At 63.1% G+C, this 24,414-nt stretch carries 20 protein-coding genes; 8 read left to right on the top strand and 12 right to left on the bottom strand.

All coding sequences use genetic code 11. The annotated features are described in order from the left end of the window. From galU to cysQ, 4 genes are all read right to left on the bottom strand, one after another. Window positions 1-894, bottom strand: a complete 894-nt coding sequence (gene galU, locus ACOI1H_RS01095; RefSeq protein ID WP_422434867.1) for a UTP--glucose-1-phosphate uridylyltransferase GalU — start codon at window positions 892-894, stop codon at window positions 1-3. Between the two features lie 81 nt (window positions 895-975). Continuing rightward, window positions 976-2,226 (bottom strand): glycosyltransferase family 2 protein, encoded by a 1,251-nt coding sequence (locus ACOI1H_RS01090; RefSeq protein WP_422434886.1) that lies wholly within the window; start codon window positions 2,224-2,226, stop codon window positions 976-978. Next, window positions 2,226-3,026: a 3-deoxy-manno-octulosonate cytidylyltransferase gene (locus ACOI1H_RS01085; protein ID WP_422434866.1), complete on the bottom strand. Its 801-nt coding sequence runs from the start codon at window positions 3,024-3,026 to the stop codon at window positions 2,226-2,228. Before ACOI1H_RS01085 ends, ACOI1H_RS01090 begins: the two co-directional genes overlap by 1 nt. Then, window positions 3,026-3,826, bottom strand: coding sequence for a 3'(2'),5'-bisphosphate nucleotidase CysQ (gene cysQ, locus ACOI1H_RS01080; protein WP_422434865.1), 801 nt, complete (start codon window positions 3,824-3,826; stop codon window positions 3,026-3,028). The genes ACOI1H_RS01085 and cysQ overlap by 1 nt, the downstream gene beginning before the upstream one ends. A 154-nt stretch (window positions 3,827-3,980) precedes the next feature. Between cysQ and ACOI1H_RS01075 the strand changes: the two genes are divergently transcribed. From ACOI1H_RS01075 to dnaJ, 4 genes are all read left to right on the top strand, one after another. After that, window positions 3,981-4,802, top strand: coding sequence for an ABC transporter permease (locus ACOI1H_RS01075; RefSeq protein WP_422434864.1), 822 nt, complete (start codon window positions 3,981-3,983; stop codon window positions 4,800-4,802). Continuing rightward, window positions 4,802-5,395, top strand: coding sequence for a hypothetical protein (locus ACOI1H_RS01070; RefSeq protein WP_422434863.1), 594 nt, complete (start codon window positions 4,802-4,804; stop codon window positions 5,393-5,395). Before ACOI1H_RS01075 ends, ACOI1H_RS01070 begins: the two co-directional genes overlap by 1 nt. Window positions 5,396-5,570: 175 nt before the next feature. Then, window positions 5,571-7,478 (top strand): molecular chaperone DnaK, encoded by a 1,908-nt coding sequence (dnaK, locus tag ACOI1H_RS01065; RefSeq protein ID WP_422434862.1) that lies wholly within the window; start codon window positions 5,571-5,573, stop codon window positions 7,476-7,478. 76 nt (window positions 7,479-7,554) lie between these two features. After that, window positions 7,555-8,712: a molecular chaperone DnaJ gene (gene dnaJ, locus ACOI1H_RS01060; RefSeq protein ID WP_422434861.1), complete on the top strand. Its 1,158-nt coding sequence runs from the start codon at window positions 7,555-7,557 to the stop codon at window positions 8,710-8,712. 68 nt (window positions 8,713-8,780) lie between these two features. Here the strand turns inward: dnaJ and ACOI1H_RS01055 are convergent, their stop codons facing one another. Further along, window positions 8,781-9,824, bottom strand: a complete 1,044-nt coding sequence (locus ACOI1H_RS01055; RefSeq protein ID WP_422434860.1) for a DUF475 domain-containing protein — start codon at window positions 9,822-9,824, stop codon at window positions 8,781-8,783. Between the two features lie 107 nt (window positions 9,825-9,931). Between ACOI1H_RS01055 and radC the strand changes: the two genes are divergently transcribed. Continuing rightward, window positions 9,932-10,690 carry a RadC family protein gene (radC, locus tag ACOI1H_RS01050; RefSeq protein ID WP_422434859.1) on the top strand — a complete coding sequence of 253 codons (759 nt, stop codon included), beginning with the start codon at window positions 9,932-9,934 and terminating at the stop codon, window positions 10,688-10,690. Here the strand turns inward: radC and ACOI1H_RS01045 are convergent. The 3 genes from ACOI1H_RS01045 to secA form a co-directional block, all read right to left on the bottom strand. After that, on the bottom strand, window positions 10,687-12,189 hold the full coding sequence (locus ACOI1H_RS01045) for an OmpA family protein (protein WP_422434858.1): 1,503 nt from the start codon (window positions 12,187-12,189) through the stop codon (window positions 10,687-10,689). The genes radC and ACOI1H_RS01045 overlap by 4 nt on opposite strands. A gap of 65 nt (window positions 12,190-12,254) precedes the next feature. Beyond that, window positions 12,255-13,307, bottom strand: coding sequence for a hypothetical protein (locus tag ACOI1H_RS01040; RefSeq protein WP_422434857.1), 1,053 nt, complete (start codon window positions 13,305-13,307; stop codon window positions 12,255-12,257). Between the two features lie 142 nt (window positions 13,308-13,449). Further along, window positions 13,450-16,167, bottom strand: a complete 2,718-nt coding sequence (gene secA / locus ACOI1H_RS01035; RefSeq protein ID WP_422434856.1) for a preprotein translocase subunit SecA — start codon at window positions 16,165-16,167, stop codon at window positions 13,450-13,452. Between the two features lie 189 nt (window positions 16,168-16,356). On the opposite strand from secA, the gene ACOI1H_RS01030 reads away from it, so the two are divergent. The 3 genes from ACOI1H_RS01030 to mutT are packed head-to-tail and all read left to right on the top strand — an operon-like array spanning window position 16,357 to window position 18,935. Continuing rightward, window positions 16,357-17,325, top strand: a complete 969-nt coding sequence (locus ACOI1H_RS01030; RefSeq protein WP_422434855.1) for a peptidylprolyl isomerase — start codon at window positions 16,357-16,359, stop codon at window positions 17,323-17,325. A gap of 3 nt (window positions 17,326-17,328) precedes the next feature. Beyond that, complete coding sequence (gene argJ / locus ACOI1H_RS01025; RefSeq protein ID WP_422434854.1) at window positions 17,329-18,540, top strand: bifunctional glutamate N-acetyltransferase/amino-acid acetyltransferase ArgJ; 1,212 nt, start codon at window positions 17,329-17,331, stop codon at window positions 18,538-18,540. Beyond that, window positions 18,537-18,935, top strand: a complete 399-nt coding sequence (mutT, locus tag ACOI1H_RS01020; protein WP_422434853.1) for an 8-oxo-dGTP diphosphatase MutT — start codon at window positions 18,537-18,539, stop codon at window positions 18,933-18,935. The genes argJ and mutT overlap by 4 nt, the downstream gene beginning before the upstream one ends. A 126-nt stretch (window positions 18,936-19,061) precedes the next feature. On the opposite strand, the gene infB is transcribed toward mutT, so the two are convergent. From infB to rimP, 4 genes are read right to left on the bottom strand one after another with little or no spacing between them, the layout of a single operon-like run. After that, entirely contained in the window at window positions 19,062-21,548 is a 2,487-nt protein-coding gene (infB, locus tag ACOI1H_RS01015; RefSeq protein ID WP_422434852.1) for a translation initiation factor IF-2, read from the bottom strand. Window positions 21,549-21,552: 4 nt separating this feature from the next. After that, on the bottom strand, window positions 21,553-22,179 hold the full coding sequence (locus ACOI1H_RS01010; protein ID WP_422434851.1) for an RNA-binding protein: 627 nt from the start codon (window positions 22,177-22,179) through the stop codon (window positions 21,553-21,555). A gap of 19 nt (window positions 22,180-22,198) precedes the next feature. Beyond that, window positions 22,199-23,809 carry a transcription termination factor NusA gene (gene nusA / locus ACOI1H_RS01005; RefSeq protein WP_422434850.1) on the bottom strand — a complete coding sequence of 537 codons (1,611 nt, stop codon included), beginning with the start codon at window positions 23,807-23,809 and terminating at the stop codon, window positions 22,199-22,201. Then, complete coding sequence (gene rimP, locus ACOI1H_RS01000; protein WP_422434849.1) at window positions 23,809-24,408, bottom strand: ribosome maturation factor RimP; 600 nt, start codon at window positions 24,406-24,408, stop codon at window positions 23,809-23,811. Before rimP ends, nusA begins: the two co-directional genes overlap by 1 nt. Window positions 24,409-24,414: the final 6 nt, after the last annotated feature.

Genomic DNA, 24,414 nt, shown 5'->3' with positions numbered 1-24,414 from the left:
CTATTGCGCGGCGTGACGTTGTGCCAGCAGGTCCGTCAGATAGGCCTGAAATTCGCTGCGCAGCTCTGGGTGATCGAGCGCGAAGGCGACAGTCGCCTGAAGATAACCAGCCTTGGACCCGCAGTCATAGCGCTGCCCCTCGAACTTGTAGCCGAACACGTCGCGGCCCTGTTCGATCTCCATCGCGATGGCGTCGGTCAACTGCACCTCGCCACCGGCGCCGCGGTCGATTTTGTTGAGGTTTTGCAGCACCTTTGGCGTCAGGATATAGCGCCCAATCACCGCAAGGTTCGACGGTGCCGTGCCAGCGGCAGGTTTCTCGACCATGCCCTTGGCCTTGACGATGGGGCCGGTCGTGGATTCGATATCCAGCACGCCGTAGGAAGAGGTGCGGTCGGGTGCGACTTCCATCGCAGCAACCATCGCACCGCCGGTTTCCTCGTAGGCTTCGACCATCTGCTGCAGGCAGGGCTTTTCACCCGCGATTACGTCGTCGGGCAGCATGACGGCAAAGGGTTCGTTTCCGATCAGGCGACGGGCGCACCAGACCGCGTGGCCCAGCCCCATCGCCTTGTGCTGGCGGATGTAGGCGATGGCACCGCTGTCCATGTTGGTGCTTTTCAGCACCTCCAGCAGATCGTCCTTTCCGGCCTTGCGCAGGGTATGTTCCAGATCGGGGGCGAGATCGAAATAGTCTTCCAGCGCGGATTTGCCGCGCGCCGTGACGAAAATGAATTCCGTGATACCGGCCGCCCGCGCCTCGTCGATCGCGTATTGGATCAGCGGGCGATCCACCAATGTCATGATCTCTTTTGGAACCGATTTTGTCGCAGGCAGGAACCGTGTTCCCAGACCAGCCACTGGAAAGACGGCCTTCGTCACCTTGCTGCGCATGTAAGCCTCTTGCTCTCGCTACGGATCGTCCCGTTGTCAGTGGTCTCCTACGCCACGTTTGCGAACAAACCAAGACGCAGGTCAGTTGTTTTCGGACGATATGGCCAAATCGTGCCCTTGCGGCACCCGGACCGCCATGATCCGCGCATATTCGCGGTCACGACGCGCGGCGGCACGCCAAAGCCGGAATGGCGGATCGGTTCGATCGGATTTGCCGAACTGGCCGCCGGTCTGATCCCAGACGCCGGCGGGCGTGAACTGACAGTGGTGAAACAGACTTGTCGGCGACAGAACCAGCAGCGTGGCGACGCCGCCATCGGCCACGACCTGCGCTGCCTGAGCTTCGGCCCTGGCGCGCTGCCAGAACCGCGCGCCGATCATCCGGTGCGGGCTTACGCGGGTCGGAAACGGAAGGAATGCGACAGGCTCTTCCGTCAAAGGGGGATGCTGCGCCAATCGCCTTGTCATGCCATCGCGCCAACCGGCGTCGAAGGTCCGCAGCAACCGCCCGACATCGCCGGGCATCAGCCGCCCCGCAACCATATGTGCAAGAAGCCGCCGGCGTTGGTCGGCGCGCGGCACATGCGGTGTCGGCTGCACCGCAGGTCCGTGCTTGCGCAGAAAGACCGCAAGGCTCGCGCCGATTTCAAACAGATCGCGCGGCACGCGGTCGGCCCGCCGCCGGGGGCTGGGGGCAAAGCCGTGATGGACCTGCGCCAACGGCACGATCGCCGTCGTCGCGGACTGCGCCGCCAGCCGCAGGTTCACGTCCGTTTCATCGAGGTAGAAGGCGAACGCCTCGTCAAAACCGCCGAGTGCTGCCAGCGTGTCGCGGCGGATCGCCATGTTGGTGCCTTCGGTCTTGACCGCGCGGCCCGGTCCTGCGGCCATCAGGGTCGGTTGCCGATCATCGACCTCGATCCCCGTCGTGGTGGCATCGCCAAAGGCCAGCCGCGCCCGCCACTGGAACGTGATCCCATTGCGCGCCCGCACGAACCCGCCTGACGCCTGGACCGCCGCATCCGCAAAGGGTGCCGTCAGGTGCGACAGCCAAGTCGGTTCCGGCACGGCGTCATCGTCGATGAAGGCGACGATATCGCCTGCCGCCACGGCCAGACCCGCATTTCGCGCGGCCGAGATGTTTGGCCGGTCACATGCAACGGTCTTGATGACGTCCGCCAGACCGCTGGCGGCAATGGCCGGTCGCGACAGGGCATCCGCGACCACGATGATTTCGCAGGCCGGATGGTCGATCTGTAACAGCCCCAGAAGGCAGCGTCGCAAGGCCTCCGGGCGTCCGTTGCTGACAACGATGACGCTGGCGGCCTGCATCACGCGGACCCCATGTCCTTCAACATCACCTCGATGCGGGCCACGTCTTCGGGGTTGTTCAATTCCCAGAACTGGCGGCCCTTGGCGTCCACTTCGACGCACAGGACCGGCTGCCCCTGCTCCAGAAACCGCAACTGCTCCAACCCCTCAAGTGTCTCGAGCGGGCCGACAGGCCAGGTGCCATAGGTCCGCAGCGCATCGGGACGGTAGGCATAGACACCGACGTGGTGAAAGACCGGCGTCTCGGCATCGTCGGCATAGGTCTTGCCCGTATAAGGAATGACCTCTTTCGAGAAGTAGAGCGCGTTCATCCGCGCCCCGAAGACAGCGGTCGTGCCGCCGACACGCCCCGCGCGGCGGTCTTCCAGGAAGCCGCGCAAGGCACGTCCTTCGGTGCGCAGAACAGGCGTTGCGGCATCCACATCGGGACGCGCGCGAAGACCGGCGACAAGGTCGGATATGAACCAGGCGGGCGTCAGCGGCGCGTCGCCCTGAAGGTTGACGACGATCTCGAACGTCTCGCCCAGCGCGTCGATGGCGGCGGCGCAGCGTTCGGTGCCGTTGGCACAGGCCTCTGGCGTCATCACCACCTCTGCGCCGAACGCTTCGGCCGCCTCGCGGATGCGGTCGTCGTCGGTGGCGATAACGACGCGGTCCACACCGTCCACCTGCATCGCCGCGTCCCAGCTACGGCGGATCAATGTCTTCGCCTCGCCGCCCGCACCGCGCAGCGCGACAAGCGGCTTGCCCGGATAGCGGGTCGAGGCATAGCGCGCCGGAATGACGATGAGGACGGCCATCAGGACTTTTGCAACGTGACACCGGGAGCATGGGCGACGAAGAACGGGTTGGCGTAACCGTCCTTGCCGTAGGTCAGCGGCGCGTGGGTATCAAAGCGCACGACATGGCCGCCCGCTCCCGTCAGGACCGCATGCCCGGCGGCGGTGTCCCATTCCATCGTGCGGCCAAGCCGGGGATAGAGGTCCGCCTCTCCTGTCGCGATCAGGCAGAATTTCAGCGAGGAACCCGCGCTTTTCATGTCCTTGACCAGATAAAGGTCGATGTAGTCGTCCGTCGCCTGGTCGCGGTGCGATTTGGACGCAACGACCATCAGCGCATTGTTGTCCGGGTTCTGCATGACCGAAATCGGTTCCACCTCGCCCACGGCGTCCTTGGCGAAGGGCCCGGTTTCCTCGACCGACTGGCCGTCGGCGTCGGTATAGAACAGCCGGCCCTTGGCGGGCGCGTAGACGACACCGCGGATCGGTGCGCCGTCCACGACATAGGCGATGTTCACCGTGAAGTCACCGCGTCGCTTGATGAATTCCTTGGTGCCATCCAACGGATCGACGATCAGAAACGTGGTCGCCTGCACCTTGTGAGAGGCCGCCTGCTCCTCTGTCACCAGCGCCACGTCGGGGAAGGCCGCGCGCAGTCCTGCGCTGATGATCGCGTCGGCGGCTTCGTCGGCCGCGGTGACGGGGCTGTTGTCGCTTTTGGACCGCACGTCGAAGTCGGGGGAATCGTAGATTTCCATGATGCGGTCACCCGCTTCGAGCGACAGCCGGCGCATGACATCCATCAGATTCTTGAAGTCCATTGTCACATTCTCTCCGTCATTGCGGGCCATACCGTGAATTGATTGAAATTCCGCCCCTTTCGACCTTATGCTGCGGCGTAAAGCGAACGGCAAGAATTTCATGGCATGACAAGCCGTGATATCATCGCGTCAAGGCAGGATAAGGCAGCGACGAATGTTCCAGGTGCAGACCCCCAAATCACGCACGCGCACCGTGCTCGGCATGGCAGAGCTGATCTATTACAGCGCCGTACGCGACATTCGCAAGAACCACCGCAACGCATTGGTCGGCCTCATCCTGAACATCTTTCAGACCGTGCTGATGATCGTGTCCTTCTATGCCATGTTCGCCCTGCTGGGATTACGCGGTGCGGCGGTGCGGGGTGACTACCTGCTCTACATCATGACCGGAATCTTTCTTTACATGGCCCACACCAAGGCCATGACGTCGATCGTGTCATCCGAAGGGCCAGCGTCCGCGATGATGCAGCACGCCCCGATGTCGACCGCGATATCGATCTGCGCGGCTGCGCTGTCATCGCTTTACCTGCAATTCCTGTCCATCGTCGTGATCCTGTTCATCTACCATGTCGCCTACAAACCCGTCGTCATCGACAATCCCATCGGCGCGATGGAGATGTTCATGATCGCCTGGTTCTCGGGGGTGGCGGTCGGGATGATCTTTCTGGGAATCAAACCCTGGGCCCCCGAGGTGACACGCATCGGCAGTTCGATCTATGGCCGGATCAACATGATCGCGTCGGGCAAGATGTTTCTCGCGAATACGCTGCCCGCATCCATGCTGGCCATCTTCAACTGGAACCCGCTGTTTCACTGCATCGATCAGATGCGCGGCGACGTGTTCCTGAATTACACACCGCATTTCAGCTCTCCGACCTATCCGGTTTACGTGGCACTCGCGCTTTTGATGATCGGTCTGCTTGGCGAATTCTATGCCCGCCGCCACGCCTCTGTCAGCTGGAACGCGGCCCGGTGATGCGCCTGCTGCTTGTCCTGATGCTTTGGGCGGGCAGCGTCGCGGCGCAGGATTTTCCGGATGCGTTCACCGTCACAGGCGTCGCTGCCGACGATGTGCTGAATATCAGGTCCGACGCGACCGCAGCCAGCCCGATCATCGGCAGCTTCGGGCCGCAAGACCTAAATATCGAAGTGCTGGAGGTGTCGACCGACGGTAAATGGGGCCGCGTCGGCACGGGCGAGGGAAATGGCTGGGTCGCCATGCGTTTTCTGGCCCGCAGCGGTCACAATGCCGCCGATGGCATGCCTCGCCCGTTTGTCTGCAGCGGCACTGAACCGTTCTGGACCCTTGCCCTGTTGCCCGGCGGCGACGAATACCTGACGCCGGAAGGCCGCCGCGACCTGACCCTGACGACAGAGGCCACCGCCCCGCAAGGCTACCTTGCGATATTCGACGAAGGCCCGACGCTGACCCGCAACCTGATCGTCATGCGCGGGGCCTGTTCCGACGGCATGAGCGACCGTTCCTTCGGCTGGCAGGCGATGCTGTTCAACCAGGCTCCGGACGGCAACACGGTACAGACGGGCTGCTGCACCCTGGACGCGCATTAGATCGCTAAAAATCGCGGATCTGGCCTGCCGCGGCCTGTTGCAGGTGCCAAACCCCCTCCCTATATACGCCAGACAGCCGGGGCAGGACATGCCTGCCTTGCTCCAATGAAAACGGGCGCAGGTGCCGCAACGGGTCTGCGCCTCTCACATCGCCTGAAGTATAAGGGATCTGAAAATGGCCAAAGTCATCGGCATCGACCTCGGTACGACCAACTCCTGCATCGCCATCATGGATGGCAGCAAACCCCGCGTGATCGAAAACAGCGAAGGTGCCCGCACCACGCCGTCGATCGTCGCCTTCACGGAAGACGAGCGCCTTGTCGGCCAGCCTGCCAAGCGTCAGGCCGTCACCAACCCGGAAAACACCATCTTTGCCGTCAAGCGTCTGATCGGCCGTCGTTTCGACGATCCGCTTCTGGCAAAGGACAAGAAGAACATGCCCTATACCGTCGTGAACGGCGGAAACGGCGACGCATGGGTCGAATCCCGTGGCGAACGGTATTCCCCGTCCCAGATTTCCGCCTTCATCCTCGGCAAGATGAAGGAAACCGCTGAATCGTATCTGGGCGAAGAGGTCACGCAGGCCGTCATCACCGTGCCCGCCTACTTCAACGACGCCCAGCGTCAGGCGACCAAGGACGCCGGCAAGATCGCCGGTCTGGAAGTGCTGCGCATCATCAACGAACCGACGGCGGCCGCACTGGCCTACGGCCTCGACAAGAAGGACACCAAGACGATCGCGGTCTATGACCTTGGCGGCGGTACCTTCGACGTCACGATCCTGGAAATCGACGACGGCCTGTTCGAGGTGAAGTCCACCAACGGCGACACCTTCCTCGGTGGCGAAGACTTCGACATGCGCATCGTCAACTATCTGGCTGACGAGTTCAAAAAGGAAAACCAGGTCGATCTGACCAAGGACAAGATGGCGCTTCAGCGTCTGAAGGAAGCTGCCGAAAAGGCCAAGATCGAGCTGTCTTCCTCCTCCTCGACCGAGATCAACCAGCCGTTCATCTCGATGGGCTCCAACGGCCAGCCGCTGCACATGGTCATGAAACTGACCCGCGCCAAGCTGGAAAGCCTGGTCGGCGATCTGATCAAGGCTTCGATCAAGCCGTGCCAGGCCGCGCTGAAGGATGCCGGCCTTTCGGTCGGCGACATCGACGAAGTCGTCCTTGTCGGCGGCATGACCCGCATGCCCAAGGTCAAGGAAGAAGTGTCGAAGTTCTTCGGCAAGGAACCGCATCAGGGCGTGAATCCCGATGAGGTCGTGGCGCTGGGTGCGGCCATCCAGGCCGGTGTGCTCCAAGGCGACGTCAAGGATGTCGTGCTGCTGGACGTGACCCCCCTGTCGCTGGGGATCGAGACGCTGGGCGGTGTGTTTACCCGCCTGATCGACCGCAACACGACGATCCCGACGAAGAAGTCGCAGACGTTCTCGACCGCCGAGGACAACCAGAACGCCGTGACCCTGCGCGTCTTCCAGGGTGAGCGGGAGATGGCCGCCGACAACAAGATGCTGGGCCAGTTCAATCTGGAAGGCATCCCGCCGGCGCTGCGCGGCATGCCGCAGATCGAGGTGACGTTCGACATCGACGCCAACGGCATCGTGTCCGTCGGGGCCAAGGACAAGGGCACCGGCAAGGAACAGAACATCACGATCCAGGCCTCTGGCGGTCTGTCGGACGAGGACATCGAGGCGATGGTCAAGGACGCCGAGGCGAATGCCGACGCCGACAAGCAGCGCCGCGCCCTGGTCGAGGCCCGCAATCAGGCCGAAAGCCTGATCCACTCGACCGAAAAGTCGATGGAAGAGCACGCGTCCAAGGTCGACCCGACCACCATCGAGGCGATCGAACTGGCCATTGCCGCGCTGAAGGACGAGCTTGAGAACGACAACGTCGACAAGATCAAGTCGGGCATCCAGAACGTCACGGAGTCCGCGATGAAACTGGGCGAGGCGATCTACAAGGCGAGTCAGGATGCGGAAGACGGCGGCGATCGCGAACCGAAGGGTGCTGACGAGGATGACATCCTCGATGCCGACTTCGAGGACCTCGACGACGACAAGCGCAACAAGTAAGGCATCCGCCTGACGGGATGGACCGGCCCCTTCAACCGGGCCGGTCTTTTTCCATTCCCAAGGGGGAACCGTGACAATGGCAAAACGCGACTATTACGAAACGCTGGGCCTCAAGAAAGGTGCCGCAGCGGACGAGATCAAGAAGGCCTATCGCCAGAAGGCGAAGGAACTTCACCCCGACCGCAATTCTGACAACCCCAAGGCCGAAGAGCAGTTCAAGGAGGCCAACGAGGCCTATGAAGTGCTGAAGGATGCCGACAAGAAGGCGGCCTATGATCGCTTCGGTCATGCAGCGTTCGATGGCGGCATGGGTGGCGGCGGTGGCGGTCGTCGGCCGGGTGGCCCACAGGGCAACCCCGATTTTGCATCCGCGTTCTCGGACGTCTTCGACGATCTGTTCGGCGATTTCATGGGCGGGCAGCGCGGCGGTGCCGGGCGACCCCGTGCAGCGCGCGGCAACGACCTGCGCTATAACCTGCGGGTCAAGCTGGAAGACGCCTTTACCGGCCTGGCCAAGACCATCAATGTGCCGACCGCCGTGCAGTGCGGCAACTGCAAGGGCACGGGGGCCGACGACGGGTCCGAACCCGTGACCTGCCCGACCTGTTCGGGCATGGGCAAGGTGCGCGCGCAGCAGGGCTTCTTTACCGTCGAACGCACCTGCCCGACCTGTAACGGCGTCGGCCAGACGATCAAGAACCCTTGCCACGTCTGCCATGGGGCCGGGCGGGTCGAGAAAGAGAAGTCGCTTTCGGTCAACATCCCCGCCGGTGTCGAAACCGGCACGCGCATCAGGCTCGCCGGTGAGGGCGAGGCCGGGATGCGCGGCGGACCGGCAGGCGATCTCTATATCTTCATCGAGGTCGCGGATCATTCGCTGTTCGAACGCGAAGCGTCGAACCTGTTCTGCCGGGTGCCTGTCAGCATCGCTGACGCAGCACTGGGAGGAGAGATCGAGGTGCCGACTATCGACGGCGGTCGGTCCCGTGTGAAGATCCCCGAAGGCAGCCAGTCGGGCCGCCAGATGCGCCTGCGCGGCAAGGGGATGCCTGCCCTGCGCGGCGGCCCAGCCGGTGACATGTTCATCGAACTTCAGGTCGAGACTCCGGTGAACCTGACCTCGCGCCAGCGCGAAATCCTCAAGGAATTCGGGACGCTGTCAAAGGAGAACAACCCGCAGGGGTCGAGCTTCTTCAAGTCGGTCAAGGGTTTCTGGGATTCGATGAAGGGCTAGGGCTGTGTCTGTCGGTCATGTGGAGACATCGCACGGACATCGACAGGAAGCCTAATGAGGGTCCCCGGTCAGGCCGGGGACCTTATCAATTTGCGAACCTTCAACGAGGACCAGAGCGACGCACCGATAAAGCTCGCCCCCAGCAGGCCCGTGACGTATTCCGGCACTTCGATCATCGTCTGGGCGAACATGATGAAAGACAGGACGAGGATCGACCAGAACGCCCCGTGTTCCAGGTAACGGAACTCGGCCAAGGTGCCTTTTTCGACCAGCATGATCGTCATGGACCGGACATACATGGCCCCGATTCCCAGACCGATCGCGATCAACAGCAGATCCTGCGTCAGCGCGAAGGCCCCGATGACCCCGTCAAAGCTGAACGACGCATCCAGTACTTCCAGATAAAGGAATGCCCCAAGCCCGGCCTTGGCGACGCCGTCGATGACCTGATCGGTGGAATCGAGCAGGTAGCCAATGACATCGACTGCAAGATACGTGAGCAGCCCCAGCACGCCGGCAAAAAGGAAGGTGCCAAGCTCTTCCGCGGGCAGCAGCATTGCGACGACCAGCATGGCGGACAGGACCACCGCCATCTCGATCCCGCGAATGCCCGAAAAGCGAACGACGAACCGTTCGATCGGCGCAATCCAGTGCACTTCCTTGTCCTCGTCAAAGAAGAACCGCAGCCCCACCATCATCAGAAAAGCGCCGCCAAATCCCACAATGGACACGTGCGCGCCTTCGATGATCTCGGCATAACGCTCGGGTTCGGTCACGGACAGGTGCAGTGCCTCCCACGGGCCGATTCCGGCCGCCACGACGACGATCAGCAGGGGAAAGACCAACCGCATCCCGAAGACGGCGATCAAGATGCCCCAGGTCAGGAACCGCCGCTGCCAGACCTCCGACATCCTCTTCAGCGTATTGGCGTTCACGATGGCATTGTCGAAGGACAGGCTGATTTCCAACACGGCAAGCACGCTGCCGATCATCAGAAATTGCAAGGCACCGGGCACGCCGCCATGCAGGGTAAATCCGAGAACGGTCGCGAGGATCAAGCCCAGAACAGTCACAGCAAAGGACCAGGTGAAATAGTGCAGTGCGTTCGTCACGAAACGGTCCCTCTGGTTACGTCTCTCACCTAGAGGTTCTATCCAGCGCTACAAGCGTGGACGCGATTTAATCCTTTTTTCATCATCTGTGGTCCATGATTGTGATCATGACCGACGCCTTTCAGGAAGCCCTGCCCCTTTTCACTCCCGCCCCGGACGAGGCGTCGGAGTCGCCGATAATGACGGGACGGCTGCCGTCCTATATCAAGGATCATCGTCAGCGGTTGCGCGACAGGTTCCTTTCGGGTGGGGCTGGTGCCTTGCCGGATTACGAACTGCTGGAACTGGTGCTGTTTCGCGCCATCCCCCGTCAGGACGTCAAACCGCTGGCGCGCGATCTGATCGACCACTTCGGCGACTTCAACCGTGTCGTCTCGGCGACCGTATCGGCCCTGAAACAGGTCAGGGGCGTCGGTGACGCCGTCATCACCGAACTCAAGATCGTGGAGGCGGCGGCGCATCGCATGGCGCGCAGCAAGGTCATGGCCCGTCATGTGGTCAGCAGTTGGGACGCACTGCTGGACTACTGTCACACGGTCATGGCGCACCGAGAGACGGAGCAGTTCCGCATCCTCTACCTCGACACCAAGAACACGCTGATCGCTGACGAAGAGCAGGCGCGTGGCACCATCGACCATGTGCCCGTCTATCCGCGCGAGGTCGTCAAGCGCGGGCTGGAGTTGAAGGCCGCGTCGCTGATCCTGGTTCACAACCACCCCTCCGGGGATCCGACGCCGTCGCAGGCCGATATCACCATGACAGCGCAGATCGAGGCGGCGGCGCGCGCGCTCGGGATCGCCGTCCACGATCACCTCATCATCGGCAAGTCGCGCGAATTGTCGTTCCGGGCCGAGGGGCTGCTTTAGTCGCCGACCCAGACCTCGACCCGGCGGTTCATCTGCCGACCCCAGGGCGTGTCGTCGCATCCTATCGGCAGTGCCTCTCCGAACCCGGTCGTGCCGATGCGCACATCGTCGGGCAGGTCGCCCAGCAACGTCAGCAAGGCGCTCTCGATCGCCAACGCACGGGCGACGGAGAGGTCGCGGTTTTCCATGGCCGGCCCCTCACCATCGCTGAAACCGATCAGCAAGACTTCTCTTCCGGCATAGACCCCGTTGCGAATGTCGTGAGCCAAGAGCCGCAAGTTCGCCGCCGACGCGGCATCGAGCGTGGTGGAGCCATTGGCAAACCGGAACGTCAGCGACACCCGGACACGGGCGTGCATCATCGCGACCATGCCCTGCAGATCGCGCAGCGACGTATCGCGCCCCGCGATTGTGATGGCATGGGCGAACCTCTCGCCCTGATCGTCCAGCGTGATCGGCACGACGCCCTGGTCCGCCAAGCCGGCCCGCCGGACGATAAGTTGCGCCGACGGACTGCGCAGCCAGGCGAGGAACTCACCAACGATCGCCGGCTGGCGCTCGGACCGGATAAAGGCGAAAGCCGGCGTCGTCAGCGGATAGTCATGGGTCTTGATCCCGCGCAGCACCGGGGCTGCCGTCAGTCCGCAGGCATCGCGCAAGCCGACCGCCTGCGCGACACCCGCGGCATTGAGGGCCGTGATGCCGAGTGCGGCCGGGTCGGCGGCCACTGCACTCGCCAGCGCCTCTGCATCGGCATGGCGGATGATTCGGGCAGAGGGGGTGCCCGGCAACATTGCAAGAAACGCATCCGCCTGTCCGTCACCGTCCGGTCCGAGGTGCAGCGTCATTGGCGCGGCTGATTGCCCCATATCGGTCCAGTCGGTGATCCGACCGGTGAAGGCTCCGATCAGCTTGGCAGGGTCGGCCGTCCGCATCGGGTTCAGCGGCGATACGATGGGAACCAGCGCCTCTCCTCCGAGGACAATGCTGCCACCCGCCGGACCGGGCAGCGTGATCCCGACCTCGGCCGCCCGTGTCCGTTCGGCGGGCAGCGGTTCGCGGAAGGTCAGCGCCACATCGGCGTCGTATGTCAGAAGATCGGCAAATGCCTCGGCGCTTTTGCTGCTGCGCAGGCTGATCCTAAGCACCGTCACCTGCGTCGCGTCCGACATCAGCAACGATAGCTCTCCATCGCCCGCGTCTGATTGCGCCAGCGTCAGTCCGGCCTCTCGGGCGTAGCCCTCGAACAGCGCAGGCAGCAGCAGGCTGGCAAGGCGCGGTTCGCCCGACAGGCGCAGGTGCGGAATCCAGGTCAAGGGGTCCGGGCAGGCCGCCCCGTCGCATGTGACGTCGGCGTAGATGACCGACAGTGGCCCGTATGGCGATTCGATGTCGAGATAGGTGCCGTCGAAGCCGGCGATGCGTCCGGTCAGTGTCAGATTGCCCTGAGCAGAGGTGATCGTCACCTCCTGTGCCGTGACGGGACTTGCACACAGCAACAGTGCGGCAAGTCTCCCTGCCGCACTGCGCGAAATTGATGAACGGCGGGATCTTCGGTCTGGCGTCATTTCGCCGCGAGTGTCAGGTCCGCGAACATATTATTCAACACAAGAAATTCTCCAATCGCATCACAACCCGGCATCGTCATCGTCAGGTCGACGGCGTCAGCCGGATGATACGGCCCGATCTGGATGCTTTGGGCTGCCACGTCGCGACCGCAATTTCCGCTGGTGATCTCGGCCTCGACGTTCAGGACGATCTGGCCGTCACGCGCCGACCGACCGGTGGGATAGGTATAGACCTCGGCCCGCAGCGCATTGCTGACGGTGCCATCGCCAAGCGATGTCAGCACACCACCGGTGCCGGCCGCCGCCAGATCGACCTTGCCGACCGATGCCGCCCAGATGTGACCCGCATCGTCATAGCCCGCGCCGAATTCCAGCGCATGCAGTTGCATGCCGTCGTCGCCCTGCCATTGCAGGACGGCTCTGTCGAAGTCCGAGAGATCAGGCACCTGCACCGAAGCCTCGGCACCTGACCCGGCCTTGAAGTCGGCCATGAACAGCGCGTCGCGGGCCAGCGCCGGCACGTCGACGGTCAGCAGGCCGTCAGCGTCGGTCATGGCGCTGAACATCATGCCCTGATGGTGAATCGTGACCGGTGCCGACAGTTGGCACGCATCCGCAAGCGTCAGGCGAACCATCGCCATCGGCTGGGCGGTGGCTGTCATCACCGGACTGCAAAGGTCGGCCTTTGGGGCGGCCAGCATCGGCGTCGTCGTCAATGCGTCGGTCCTGACTGCGGTCGGTGCTGTGTCCGGGGCGTCGAAGGACAGACCCGGCATCTGCATCACCGGCACGACCATTTCCCGCGGGATCGCAGCCAGTTCCACCGAGTCCGCTGGCGTGTGGAGCGTCATGAACGACGGAACGGCAACGATGTCACCCGTATTCACGATGGGTTTCACGTCGGCGAAACGGTCGGCCGGGCCGCCGATCGGTTCATCGACACCAAGACGCGATGCAAGCGCATCGCCGTATTGCATCACAAATCCGATGCCGAGAGCGACGCAGAACGTGCTTCCGGCAGTCACTGCCTTGCGGGTTGCGGCCTTCATATTCCATCTCCTGACCCGGGCGGGCCTCAAGACGGATGTGGACCGCAGCCGTGGCTCGGGCAGGACCGGGACAAGGTATTAACATGACGTGAATGTGGCAGGGGTGGGACCGCCTGTCCGGTCCGCACCATGCCGCAAGAAATCACAGGGCGCCGTGGCAGTGCTTGAACTTCTTGCCGGACCCGCACGGACAGGCATCGTTCCGGGCCGGGTTGCCCCATGTGCTGGGATCATCCTCGACAAAGCCGGTCCGGGCAGAGGCATCGCCGGGACTTTGCGCCGAGGTTGCACGTTCAACCACCGGTTCGGGGGCCGCCGCAGGGACCGCTGCCGCCTGTTGCTGGCGCAACTGCGCGATCATCTGCTGTTGCTGTTCGGGCGTCATCGGCTGGATCTGTCCCAGCTTCTGCGTCACGTCCAGCCGCAGGCCGTCCAGCAGACGCTCGAACAGCTGAAAGCCCTCGGTCTTGTATTCATTCAGCGGATCGCGCTGTGCATAGCCCCGGAACCCGACGACAGACCGCAGGTGTTCCAGCGTGACGAGGTGGTCGCGCCACTTCGCGTCGATCGTCTGCAGCAGGACCTGCTTCTCGATATTGCGGATCGCCTCGACGCCAAAGGCCGTTTCCTTCTTGGCCATGTGTTCGTCAGAGGCGGCGTCCAGCCGCTCTCGCATCACCTCTGCGTCGACGCCCTCTTCCTGTGCCCAGTCAATGACCGGCACATCGACGCCGATATGCTGGATCACGTCGGCATAAAGTCCTTCGACATTCCACTGGTCGGCGTAGCTGCGCGGAGGCATGTGCTGGTCGACCAGATCCTCGATCACCTGATGACGCATGTCGCCGGCGATTTCGGACAGGTCGGTCGCCTCCATGATCTCGCGGCGCTGGGAAAAGATGACCTTGCGCTGTTCGTTCATCACGTCGTCGAACTTCAGCAATTGCTTGCGGATGTCAAAGTTGCGCCCTTCGACCTTGGCCTGCGCGCGCTCCAGCGACTTGTTCACCCACGGATGCACGATTGCCTCGCCTTCCTTCATGCCCAGCGTCGACAGGACCTTGTCCAGCCGTTCGGACCCGAAGATGCGCATCAGGTCATCGTCGAGCGACAGAAAGAAGGACGACCGGCCTGGGTCGCCCTGCCGACCGGAGCGGCCGCGCAGCTGGTTGTCGATCCGACGGGATTCGTGGCGTTCGGTGGCCAGCACGAATAGGCCGCCGGCATCCAGCACCTTCTGCTTTTCGTCCGCATGTTCCGCCTCGATCCGCTGGCGGATCTCATCGGGGTTTGCCTCGGGATCGGCGTCCAGCGCTTCGATCACCTTTAATTCCACGTTACCGCCAAGCTGGATGTCGGTGCCGCGACCGGCCATGTTGGTGGCGATGGTCACGGCGCCGAACTTGCCGGCATCGGCGACGATCTGCGCCTCCTGCTCGTGCTGGCGTGCGTTCAGGACGTTGTGGACAATCCCTTCGCCCTTCAGAAGGTTCGACAGGAACTCCGACTTCTCGATGCTGGTGGTGCCGACAAGGATCGGCTGCCCCTTGCCATGAGCGTCCTTGATTTCCTTCACGACGCCTTCGAATTTCTCGCGCGCTGTGCGATAGACCTGATCGTGCTCGTCGCGGCGCTGGATGGGCCGGTTGGTCGGCACCTCGACCACACCAAGACCATAGATTTCCTTGAACTCTTCCGCCTCGGTCAGGGCCGTGCCGGTCATGCCGCCCAGCTTGTCGTAAAGGCGGAAATAATTCTGGAACGTGACTGACGCCAGGGTCACGTTCTCGGGCCGGATGGACACGCCCTCCTTGGCCTCGATTGCCTGATGCAGGCCGTCCGACAGGCGGCGGCCGGACATCATGCGCCCCGTGAACTCGTCGATCAGCACGACTTCATCGTCGCGCACGATGTAGTCCTTGTCCTTGGCGAACAGCTTGTGCGCCTTCAGGGCCTGACTGGTGTGATGCACCAGCGAGGCACTTTCCGGATCATAGAGCGTCTGACCCTCGGGCAGCAGACCGGCGCGCGACAGCGCATCCTCAAGGTAATCATTGCCTTCGTCGGTGAACACGACAGTGCGCTGCTTTTCATCCAGCGTGTAGTGCTCGGCGACGATACCGGGCACGATGGTATCGATGTCGCGGTACATCTGGCTGCGATCCTGCGCCGGCCCAGAGATGATCAGCGGCGTCCGCGCCTCGTCGATCAGAATGGAGTCAACCTCGTCGACGATCGCGTAATTGTGGGCGCGCTGATTCATCTGCGACAGCTCCGACCTCATGTTGTCGCGCAAATAATCGAAGCCAAGCTCGTTGTTCGTCGCATAGGTCACGTCGCACTGATAGGCGGCCTTCTTTTCCGCTTCCGGCTGCTGCGGCACCACGACACCGGTGGTCAGACCCAGCGCGGTATAGACCTTGGACATCCAGTCGGCGTCGCGGCGGGCAAGATAGTCGTTGACGGTGACGATATGCACGCCCTTGCCGGACAGCGCGTTCAGATAGGCGGGAAAGGTCGCCACAAGGGTCTTGCCTTCGCCCGTCTTCATCTCGGCAATGTTACCTTGGTGAAGAAAAATGCCGCCCATCAACTGCGTGTCGAAGGCTCGCAGACCCAAGGCACGGCGCGCCGCCTCGCGGCAGTTGGCAAAGGCTTCGGGCAGTAGCGCATCCAAGCTTTCGCCACCCTTTGCCCGTTCGGCGAGGGCCTGTGTGCGTTCCTTGATCTGGTCGTCGCTCAGGGCGGTGAACTCGGGCTCCAGCGCGTTGATCTTTTCGATCATGGGACGCACGGCCTTGACCTTGCGGTCGTTATTGGTCCCGAAGACCTTCTTCGCGATGGATGACAGACCCAGCATGTTCTCTCCAAGCGGGCTCTTGCCGCCTCTGTGATACCGAATTGAGAGGAGGTCGCTTGTCGGCTTGCGCCAAGGCCCCTAAACAGGGCCCAAGACCAGCCCCCTCAAGGCTTGACAGCGATGTAAGGGGCGGGCTGAAAACTGTCAACGTTGCGCCCCTGTCAGGGGCAGAGTGCAAGGACCCAATCCATGAACCGTATGACCTATTTACTGGGCACCGCCGCTATGGCGCTGACCCTGACCACAGCCGCACAGGCACAGGACACCACCACCGAGGCTCCCGCCACCGAAGCACCGGCCGCGATCGCACCGACGACAGAGGCCCCCGCCACCGAAGCACCAGCCACGGAAGCACCGGCAGCAGAAGCGCCCGCCCCGACGGGCGACCCTGCCGCCGTCGTCGCCACCGTGAACGGCACCGATATCACACTGGGCCAGATGATGATCGCCCGCGCGCAGTTGCCCCAGCAGTACGACCAGTTTCCGGCCGACGTGATCTTTCAGGGCGTGCTGGATCAGATCGTGCAGCAGCAGCTTCTGGCCGACAGTCTGACCGATGCGCCCGCGCGCGTCGACTGGGCCCTGGCGAACGAGGCGCGGTCCCTGCGCGCCGGCGAAGTCATTGCCGGCCTGACCGAAACCGCCGTCACCGATGAGGCCATCCAAGCCGCCTATGACGAACTGTCGGCCAATGCAGCGGCAGAGCCGGTCACCGAATGGAACGCCAGCCACCTGCTGGTCGAGACCGAAGAAGAAGCGATTGCCGCACAAGAGCGCATCGACGGCGGCGAAGATTTTTCCGCAGTCGCACAAGAGGTCTCGACCGGCCCCTCTGGCCCCGCGGGCGGGGAACTGGGCTGGTTCGGTCCCGGTCAGATGGTCGCCGAATTCGAACAGGCCGTCGGCGGCATGGAGGCCGGTGGCATCTCTGACCCGGTGCAGACCCAATTCGGCTGGCATGTCATCAGGCTGAACGAGACCCGCGAAAAGGCCGTGCCGCCGCTGGAAGAAGTGCAGGGCGAAATCGTCAGCAACCTGCAGGAACAGGTCATCCTGTCGAAGATCGAGGAACTGCGAGCCGCGGCCGACATCACCCTGCCGGAACCCGATGCCTTCGATCCGGCCGTGCTGACAAACCTCGGCCTGCTGGAGAACTGATCCATGACCGTCTCTCCGCTCGCGCCAGCTGCCTTTCCAGACCTGCCGGTCATTGACGGCGTCACATTCGCGGCTGCGCAAGCGGGGGTGAAATACAAGAACCGGACCGACGTGATGTTGGCGCTTCTGGCACCCGGCAGCACGATCACCGGTGTCTTCACCCGGTCCGCCACGCGCTCTGCTCCCGTCCTCGACTGTCAGACCAAGCTGGGGGTCGGTGACGGCGCTGCGGCGATCCTCGTGAACTCCGGCAATTCCAACGCCTTCACCGGCAAGGCCGGCACCGGATCGGTTGACGCGATCTGCAACGCCGTCGCTGCGGCAACCGGTATCGACCCCGCGCGGGTCTTCACCGCATCGACCGGCGTGATCGGCGAACCGTTGCCGCACGATCGTATCGTGGCAAAGATCGAAGAGCTGAAGGCCGCACAGGCCGCCACCACAATGGCCGATGCTGCCCGCGCCATCATGACCACGGACACCTTCCCGAAAGGTGCCACCCAGACCGTCACCATCGGCGGCAAACCCGTGAAGATTGCCGGGATCGCCAAGGGGTCCGGCATGATCGCCCCCGACATGGCGACGATGCTGGTCTACATCTTCACCGATGCGAAAATCGCATTCCAACCGCTGCAGGACATGTTGGCACGCCTGACCAACAGGACGTTCAACAACATCACGGTGGACAGCGACACCTCGACCTCCGACAGCCTGATGCTGGCTGCCACCGGCACCTCTGGCGTCGATGTCACCGGCAACACCGCGTTCGAGGATGCGCTGCACGCCGTCATGCTGGACCTGTCCCATCAGGTCGTCCGCGACGGCGAAGGTGCCACGAAGTTCGTGACGATCAACGTGACCGGTGCCGTGTCGGACGCCGACGCCCGCCTTGTCGCAATGGCGACGGCGAACAGTCCGCTGGTCAAGACCGCCATCGCAGGCGAAGACCCCAACTGGGGACGCATCGTCATGGCCGTCGGCAAGTCCGGCGCGCAGGCCGACCGCGACACGCTGACGATCAAGCTCGGCGATCTGGTGCTGGCCCGCGACGGCTGGCGTGCGCCGGAGTATTCCGAAGATAAATGCGCCGCTTACATGAAGGGTCAGGAGATCGACATCAACGTCGATCTTGGCCTGGGAGACGGCACCAGCACCGTCTGGACCTGCGACCTGACCCATCAATACATCACGATCAACGCCGACTATCGGTCGTGAAGATCCTGCTCGTCTCGGCCGTCGCGCTGATCGATGTGGACGGGCGTGTCCTGTTGGCCCAGCGGCCCGAGGGTAAATCCCTGGCGGGCCTGTGGGAATTTCCCGGCGGCAAGGTCGACACGGGCGAGACGCCCGAACAGGCCCTGATTCGCGAATTGCAGGAAGAGCTCGGCATCGACACCTGGGCATCCTGCCTGGCCCCGCTGACCTTCGCCAGCCACACCTATGACGACTTTCACCTGCTGATGCCGCTTTATGCCTGCCGCAAGTGGAAAGGCACGCCGCAGGGGCGCGAGGGGCAGACACTCAAATGGGTGCGCGCGAACGACCTGACGCAATACCCGATGCCGCCTGCCGACATCCCCCTCATCCCGATCCTGCGCGACTGGCTCTGAGCGGCATCTTCCCGGCGCGATGGCAGTCCGAAGCACCGTCCATCCCATTCATCTGGCCAAATAAACTCAAAGAAAAAGGCCCGCCAGCAGTGCTGACGGGCCTTTTGCAATGCCGTGGGTCCGGCCTTACAGCGACCGTTCCACCGATTCGCGCTCGAAGATTTCGATCACGTCACCGGGGCGGATATCCTCGTAGTTCTCGAACGCCATGCCGCATTCCTGACCGGACTGCACTTCCGACACTTCGTCCTTGAACCGCTTCAGCGTCTTCAGCGTGCCTTCGTGGATGACCACGTTGTCACGCAACAGACGCACGCCAGCGGATCGCCGCGCCACGCCTTCCGTGACCAGACAGCCCGCGACATTGCCCACGTTGGAGACCTTGAAGACTTCCTTGATGTTGGCATAGCCGATGAACTTTTCGCGGATCTCGTTGGACAGCAGGCCAGAGGCCGCCGACTTGATGTCGTCCACGAGGGCATAGATCACCGAGTAGTACCGGATTTCCACGCCTTTCTGGTTGGCCACGTTGCGCGCCGTCGCATTGGCCCGCACGTTGAAACCGATGACCGGCGCGCCCGAGGCTTCAGCCAGACCGATATCCGTCTCGGTGATGGCACCGACACCCGAGTGCAGCACGCGGACGCGCACCTCGTCGTTGCCGATCTTCTCCATCGCCTGCACGATCGCTTCGGCAGAGCCTTGCACGTCGGCCTTCACCACGATGGGCAGCTCGCTGACGCTCTGGTTCGCCTTGGCGTTCGCCATCAGCTGTTCCAGCGTCGTCGCGGCCCCGATGGCGGCGCGCTTGTCCTTGGCGGCCTTCATGCGGTAATCGGCGATCTCGCGGGCCTGCGCCTCGGTGTCGACGACGTTCAGCACGTCGCCGGCCTCTGGTGTGCCGTTCAGACCCAAGACCTCGACGGGGACGGACGGACCGGCTTCTTTCACGCGGTCGCCCTTGTCGTCGATCAACGCCCGGACCTTGCCCCACTGTTCGCCGACGACAAAGATGTCGCCCTGACGCAGAGTGCCGTTCTGGACCAGAACCGTCGCGACGGGACCACGACCCACGTCAAGCTGCGCCTCGATCACGGCACCGGAAGCGGCGCGGTCGGGGTTGGCCCGCAATTCCAGGATTTCCGCCTGAAGCGCGATGGCTTCCAGCAGGTTATCAAGGCCCATGCCGGTCGCGGCAGACACTTCGACGTCCTGCACATCGCCGGACATCTTCTCGACGATGACCTCGTGCTGCAGCAGATCGGTCCGGACCTTGTCCGGATTGGCCGAGGGCTTGTCCATCTTGTTGATCGCCACGATCATCGGGACCTTGGCGGCCTTCGCGTGGTTGATCGCCTCGATGGTCTGCGGCATGACGGCATCGTCCGCCGCCACGACCAGCACCACGATGTCCGTCACCTGTGCACCGCGCGACCGCATCGACGTGAATGCGGCGTGGCCCGGCGTATCGAGGAACGACAGCGTCTGACCCTTGTCGGTCACGACCTGATAGGCCCCGATGTGCTGGGTGATGCCGCCCGCCTCGCCGGCGACGACACGCGTCTTGCGGATCGCGTCCAGCAACGACGTCTTGCCGTGGTCGACGTGGCCCATGATCGTGATGATCGGTGCGCGCGGCTTGAGGTCGGATGTCTTGTCCTCGACAAGGTCGATGACCTGCTCGACGTCCGAGTCCGAGACGCGCACGACCTTGTGGCCGAATCCCTCGATCAGCAGTTCTGCGGTGTCAGCGTCGATGGTTTCGGTCTGCGTGACCATCATGCCCATCTTCATCAGTTCCTTCACGACGTCCGATGTCCGTTCGGCCATGCGGTTCGCCAGTTCGCCGACGGTGATCGCCTCGGGCAGCTGCACATCGCGCACGACCTTTTCACGCTCGACCTGACCGCCCATCGCCTTCTGGCGGGCACGGTCTTGCTTGCGCTTCATCTGCGCCATCGACCGCTGGCGACCGCCTTCGCGGCCGGTCAGCGCGTCGTTCAGCGTCAGCTTGCCACCGCGACGGGCATCGTCCTGGCGGGACGGCTTTGTCGTGTCGCGCGTCTGCGCCTCGCGGTCGCGTTCCGTCGCCTTGCGCGGGGCGGAAGACGTGGGACGATCCACCTCGGTCACGCCCGGTGGGGCGTCGATCACGGCAGCCGGCGCATTCTTCGCGTCTTCGACGGCACGGCGTTTCGCATCTTCCTCTTCGGACTTGGCCTTCGCGCGCTCTTCGCGCTCGCGATCCTCGGCCTCCTTGGCCTCGATGTCGGCACGGCGGCGCTCACGCTCTTCAGCGCGCACCTTCTCTTCGGAGTCGCGCTTGGCGGCTTCCTCGACTTCGCGCGACTTGGCCAGCGCAAGCGCCTTCATCCGGCGCGCCAGTTCGACGTCAGAGATGCCCGCAGGCCGCTTTGACGGATCGCCGCCCGCAGGCAATCCCGCGGCGACTCCGGTCTTGGGTGCCGGCGTTCCGGGCTTGGGAACCACCACGCGCTTGCGCTTGGTTTCCACAACGACGTTCTTGGTCCGGCCATGAGAGAAGCTTTGCTTCACGTTGCTCGGACGCGACCCGCCAAGGCCCAGTGGTTTCTTGCCGTCAGTATCGCTCATCTAGCTATGTATCCTTCCCGACAGCCATATTGCCGTCGTCAATCTCGCGGATGCCGCGCAGTCTTGCGGCTTCCTCTACAACACGGTCACTGAGTCCACCAGTCGCGAGCGCGCCATGTATCACACTTTGCCGCCCGAATGCCAAACCCAATTCAGTCGCGCTCAGGCAACTGTAATATCTTGCCCCTTCGGGCGTCCAAAGCTTGGCCTTGCCGCGCTCTGACCCATCTCCGGCCTGCAGCAGGACGCGCACGTTGGCACCGCCCGCAAGCCATCCCTTGACCTTCTCGAACCCGCAGACCGCCAGTCCCGCCTTGCGGGCCATCGCGATCAGGTCCAGCGTGCGCCGGACCAGTTGCCGTTCGACTTCTTCCGTCAATCCATCGGCCACGGTGACCGGTGCCTTTGCCGACCGGCTGAACTGGCCCTTCCTGGCCTTGTCCAGTGCATCCCGGGTGGATGCCACATACATACCACGTCCGGGCAGCTTGCCCAAGATGTCAGGCACGACAAGGTTGTCCGGTCCGACCACGAAGCGGATCAACCCGGACTTCGGCTGCGTCTCGCCGGTGACGATGCACCGCCGTTCCGGGCCGTCCTCTGGGTTCTTCTTCAATCCGCCACGGGTCATCGGGTCAAGTCAGAGGCGCTTACGCCTCTGCCTCCTCTTCCATATCGGTGTCGTCCGCGTCGCTGACAAGGTCTGCCGGATCGACCCAGCCCAGCATCACGCGGGCGGTCATCACGAGGTTTTGTGCCTCTTCGAGGCTGACCTCGAACTTTTCCAGCACGCCTTCGTCCTTGTGACGTTGACCGTCCACAACCGTCCAGCCGCCAGCCAGTTCCCAGTCGGCACAGGTCGCGAAGTCTTCCAGCGTCTTGACGCCGTCCTCGGCCAGCGCCTCGACCATCTGCGGGGTCAGGCCTTCGAATCCCACAAGGCTGTCCTCGACGCCAAGCTCACGGGCGCGTGCCAGTGCCTTGGCGTTCTGCGCCTCAAGGTAGTCGCGGGCGCGCGCCTGCAATTCGGCGGCGGTGGAGTCGTCCACGCCTTCGATCACCAGAAGCTCTTCCAATTCGACATAGGCGACTTCTTCCAGGTTGGTGAACCCTTCGGACACCAGCAGTTGCGCAAAGAATTCGTCCAGGTCCAGTGTGTCCATGAACAGTTTCGTGCGCAGCTCGAACTCGGCCTGACGACGCTTGGATTCCTCTTCCTCGGTCAGGATGTCGATATCCAGGCCGGTCAACTGCGATGCCAGCCGCACGTTCTGACCGCGACGGCCGATGGCCAGCGACAACTGCTCCTCGGGCACCACGACCTCGATCTTGCCGGCTTCTTCATCCAGCACGACCTTCGAGACTTCGGCCGGTTGCAGCGCGTTCACAAGGAACGTCGGCATGTCCTCGTTCCACGGAATGATGTCGATCTTCTCGCCCTGCAGCTCGTTCACGACGGCCTGCACGCGGGAACCCCGCATACCGACGCAGGCACCGACCGGGTCGATGCTGCTGTCATAGGAAATGACGGCGATCTTGGCACGCGAACCGGGGTCGCGGGCAACGGCCTTGATCTCGATGATGCCTTCGTAGATCTCGGGCACTTCCATCTTGAACAGCTCGGCCATGAACTCCGGCGCCGTCCGCGACAGGAAGATCTGCGGCCCGCGCTGTTCGCGGCGCACGTCCTTGATGTAGCAGCGGATGCGGTCGCCGGGACGATAGGCTTCGCGGCCGATCTTCTCGTTGCGACGCAGGATCGCCTCGCCAGAGCCCACGTCCACGATGACGTTGCCGTATTCCTCGCGCTTGACCAGCGCGTTGATGATCGTGCCGGCGCGATCCTTGAAATCTTCGTATTGCTTGTCACGCTCCGCTTCGCGGACCTTTTGCAGGATGACCTGCTTGGCGGACTGCGCGGCAATGCGGCCCAGTTCGACGGGGGGCACTTCCTCGACCAGCGTGTCGCCGATTTGCGGGTTCTCCATCCAGTCCTTCGCCGTCTCCAGCGTAAACTGCGACTGGTAATTCTCGTAGTCTTCCTCGTCCACGACAGTCCGCACGCGGGTAAAGGTCGCACGCCCGGTCTTGCGGTCGATGTTGACGCGGATGTCCATTTCAGCGCCGTAACGCGACTTCGCAGCCCGCGCGAGCGATTCCTCCATCGCCTCGACCACGAGGCCGGGATCGATGTTCTTTTCGCGCGCGACCGCCTCGGCGGTCTGCAACAGCTCCAGCTGGTTTGCGGAAGTAATGGCCATCAGGTGTTCTCCTCATCCCCATCAATGATGGTTTCAATCTCGTCGAATTGGGCCTCGTCGATCTGGCCCGCGTCCTTGCGTCCGCGCAGCACGTCGCGGATCAGATCGTCCGTCAGCACCAGCTTGGCGTCGGACAGCCAGTCGAATTTCAGACCGATGGTGACCTCGTCCTTGCCGTGGTCGCCGGCGGCGATGGTGATCAGCACCTCGTCGTCCTCGACACCGGCAAGTTCACCTTTGAACCGGCGGCGTCCGTCGATCAGTTGATCGGTTTCCAGCTTTGCTTCGAACCCCTGCCACTGCTCGAAATCCTTCAGCCGGGTCAGCGGCCGGTCGATGCCGGGGCTGCTGACCTCTAGCGTGTAGTTGTCCAGAATGGGGTCCTCCACGTCCAGTACGGCACTGACGGCGGTGCTGATCTGGCCGCAATCGTCAACCTCGATCGTGCAGTCGGGCTTCTGGGCCATGATCTGCAGGGTCGATTCCTTGCCGGTCATCAAGCGGATCCGCACGACCTCGAACCCCATGTCCTCGATGACGGGGGTCACGATCTCTGCGATCCTGCGGTCGATGGCCGCCTTGGCGATCAGGTCGTTCATGGATTC

It is taken from the genome of Loktanella sp. DJP18, assembly GCF_049310965.1.
Lineage (GTDB): Bacteria > Pseudomonadota > Alphaproteobacteria > Rhodobacterales > Rhodobacteraceae > Loktanella.
This window is presented reverse-complemented; position numbering and strand designations above follow the sequence as displayed.

Bases quoted from the DNA above. Each gene is read 5' to 3' on its own strand.
- galU (WP_422434867.1), bottom strand. From the start codon at position 894: ATGCGCAGCAAGGTGACGAAGGCCGTCTTTCCAGTGGCTGGTCTGGGA.
- nusA (WP_422434850.1), bottom strand. From the start codon at position 23,809: ATGGCCATTACTTCCGCAAACCAGCTGGAGCTGTTGCAGACCGCCGAG.
- ACOI1H_RS01075 (WP_422434864.1), top strand. From the start codon at position 3,981: ATGTTCCAGGTGCAGACCCCCAAATCACGCACGCGCACCGTGCTCGGC.
- ACOI1H_RS01030 (WP_422434855.1), top strand. From the start codon at position 16,357: ATGAACCGTATGACCTATTTACTGGGCACCGCCGCTATGGCGCTGACC.
- ACOI1H_RS01040 (WP_422434857.1), bottom strand. From the start codon at position 13,307: ATGAAGGCCGCAACCCGCAAGGCAGTGACTGCCGGAAGCACGTTCTGC.
- secA (WP_422434856.1), bottom strand. From the start codon at position 16,167: ATGCTGGGTCTGTCATCCATCGCGAAGAAGGTCTTCGGGACCAATAAC.
- ACOI1H_RS01010 (WP_422434851.1), bottom strand. From the start codon at position 22,179: ATGACCCGTGGCGGATTGAAGAAGAACCCAGAGGACGGCCCGGAACGG.
- argJ (WP_422434854.1), top strand. From the start codon at position 17,329: ATGACCGTCTCTCCGCTCGCGCCAGCTGCCTTTCCAGACCTGCCGGTC.
- radC (WP_422434859.1), top strand. From the start codon at position 9,932: ATGACCGACGCCTTTCAGGAAGCCCTGCCCCTTTTCACTCCCGCCCCG.
- infB (WP_422434852.1), bottom strand. From the start codon at position 21,548: ATGAGCGATACTGACGGCAAGAAACCACTGGGCCTTGGCGGGTCGCGT.
- rimP (WP_422434849.1), bottom strand. From the start codon at position 24,408: ATGAACGACCTGATCGCCAAGGCGGCCATCGACCGCAGGATCGCAGAG.
- dnaK (WP_422434862.1), top strand. From the start codon at position 5,571: ATGGCCAAAGTCATCGGCATCGACCTCGGTACGACCAACTCCTGCATC.
- cysQ (WP_422434865.1), bottom strand. From the start codon at position 3,826: ATGGACTTCAAGAATCTGATGGATGTCATGCGCCGGCTGTCGCTCGAA.
- ACOI1H_RS01085 (WP_422434866.1), bottom strand. From the start codon at position 3,026: ATGGCCGTCCTCATCGTCATTCCGGCGCGCTATGCCTCGACCCGCTAT.
- dnaJ (WP_422434861.1), top strand. From the start codon at position 7,555: ATGGCAAAACGCGACTATTACGAAACGCTGGGCCTCAAGAAAGGTGCC.
- ACOI1H_RS01070 (WP_422434863.1), top strand. From the start codon at position 4,802: ATGCGCCTGCTGCTTGTCCTGATGCTTTGGGCGGGCAGCGTCGCGGCG.
- ACOI1H_RS01090 (WP_422434886.1), bottom strand. From the start codon at position 2,226: ATGCAGGCCGCCAGCGTCATCGTTGTCAGCAACGGACGCCCGGAGGCC.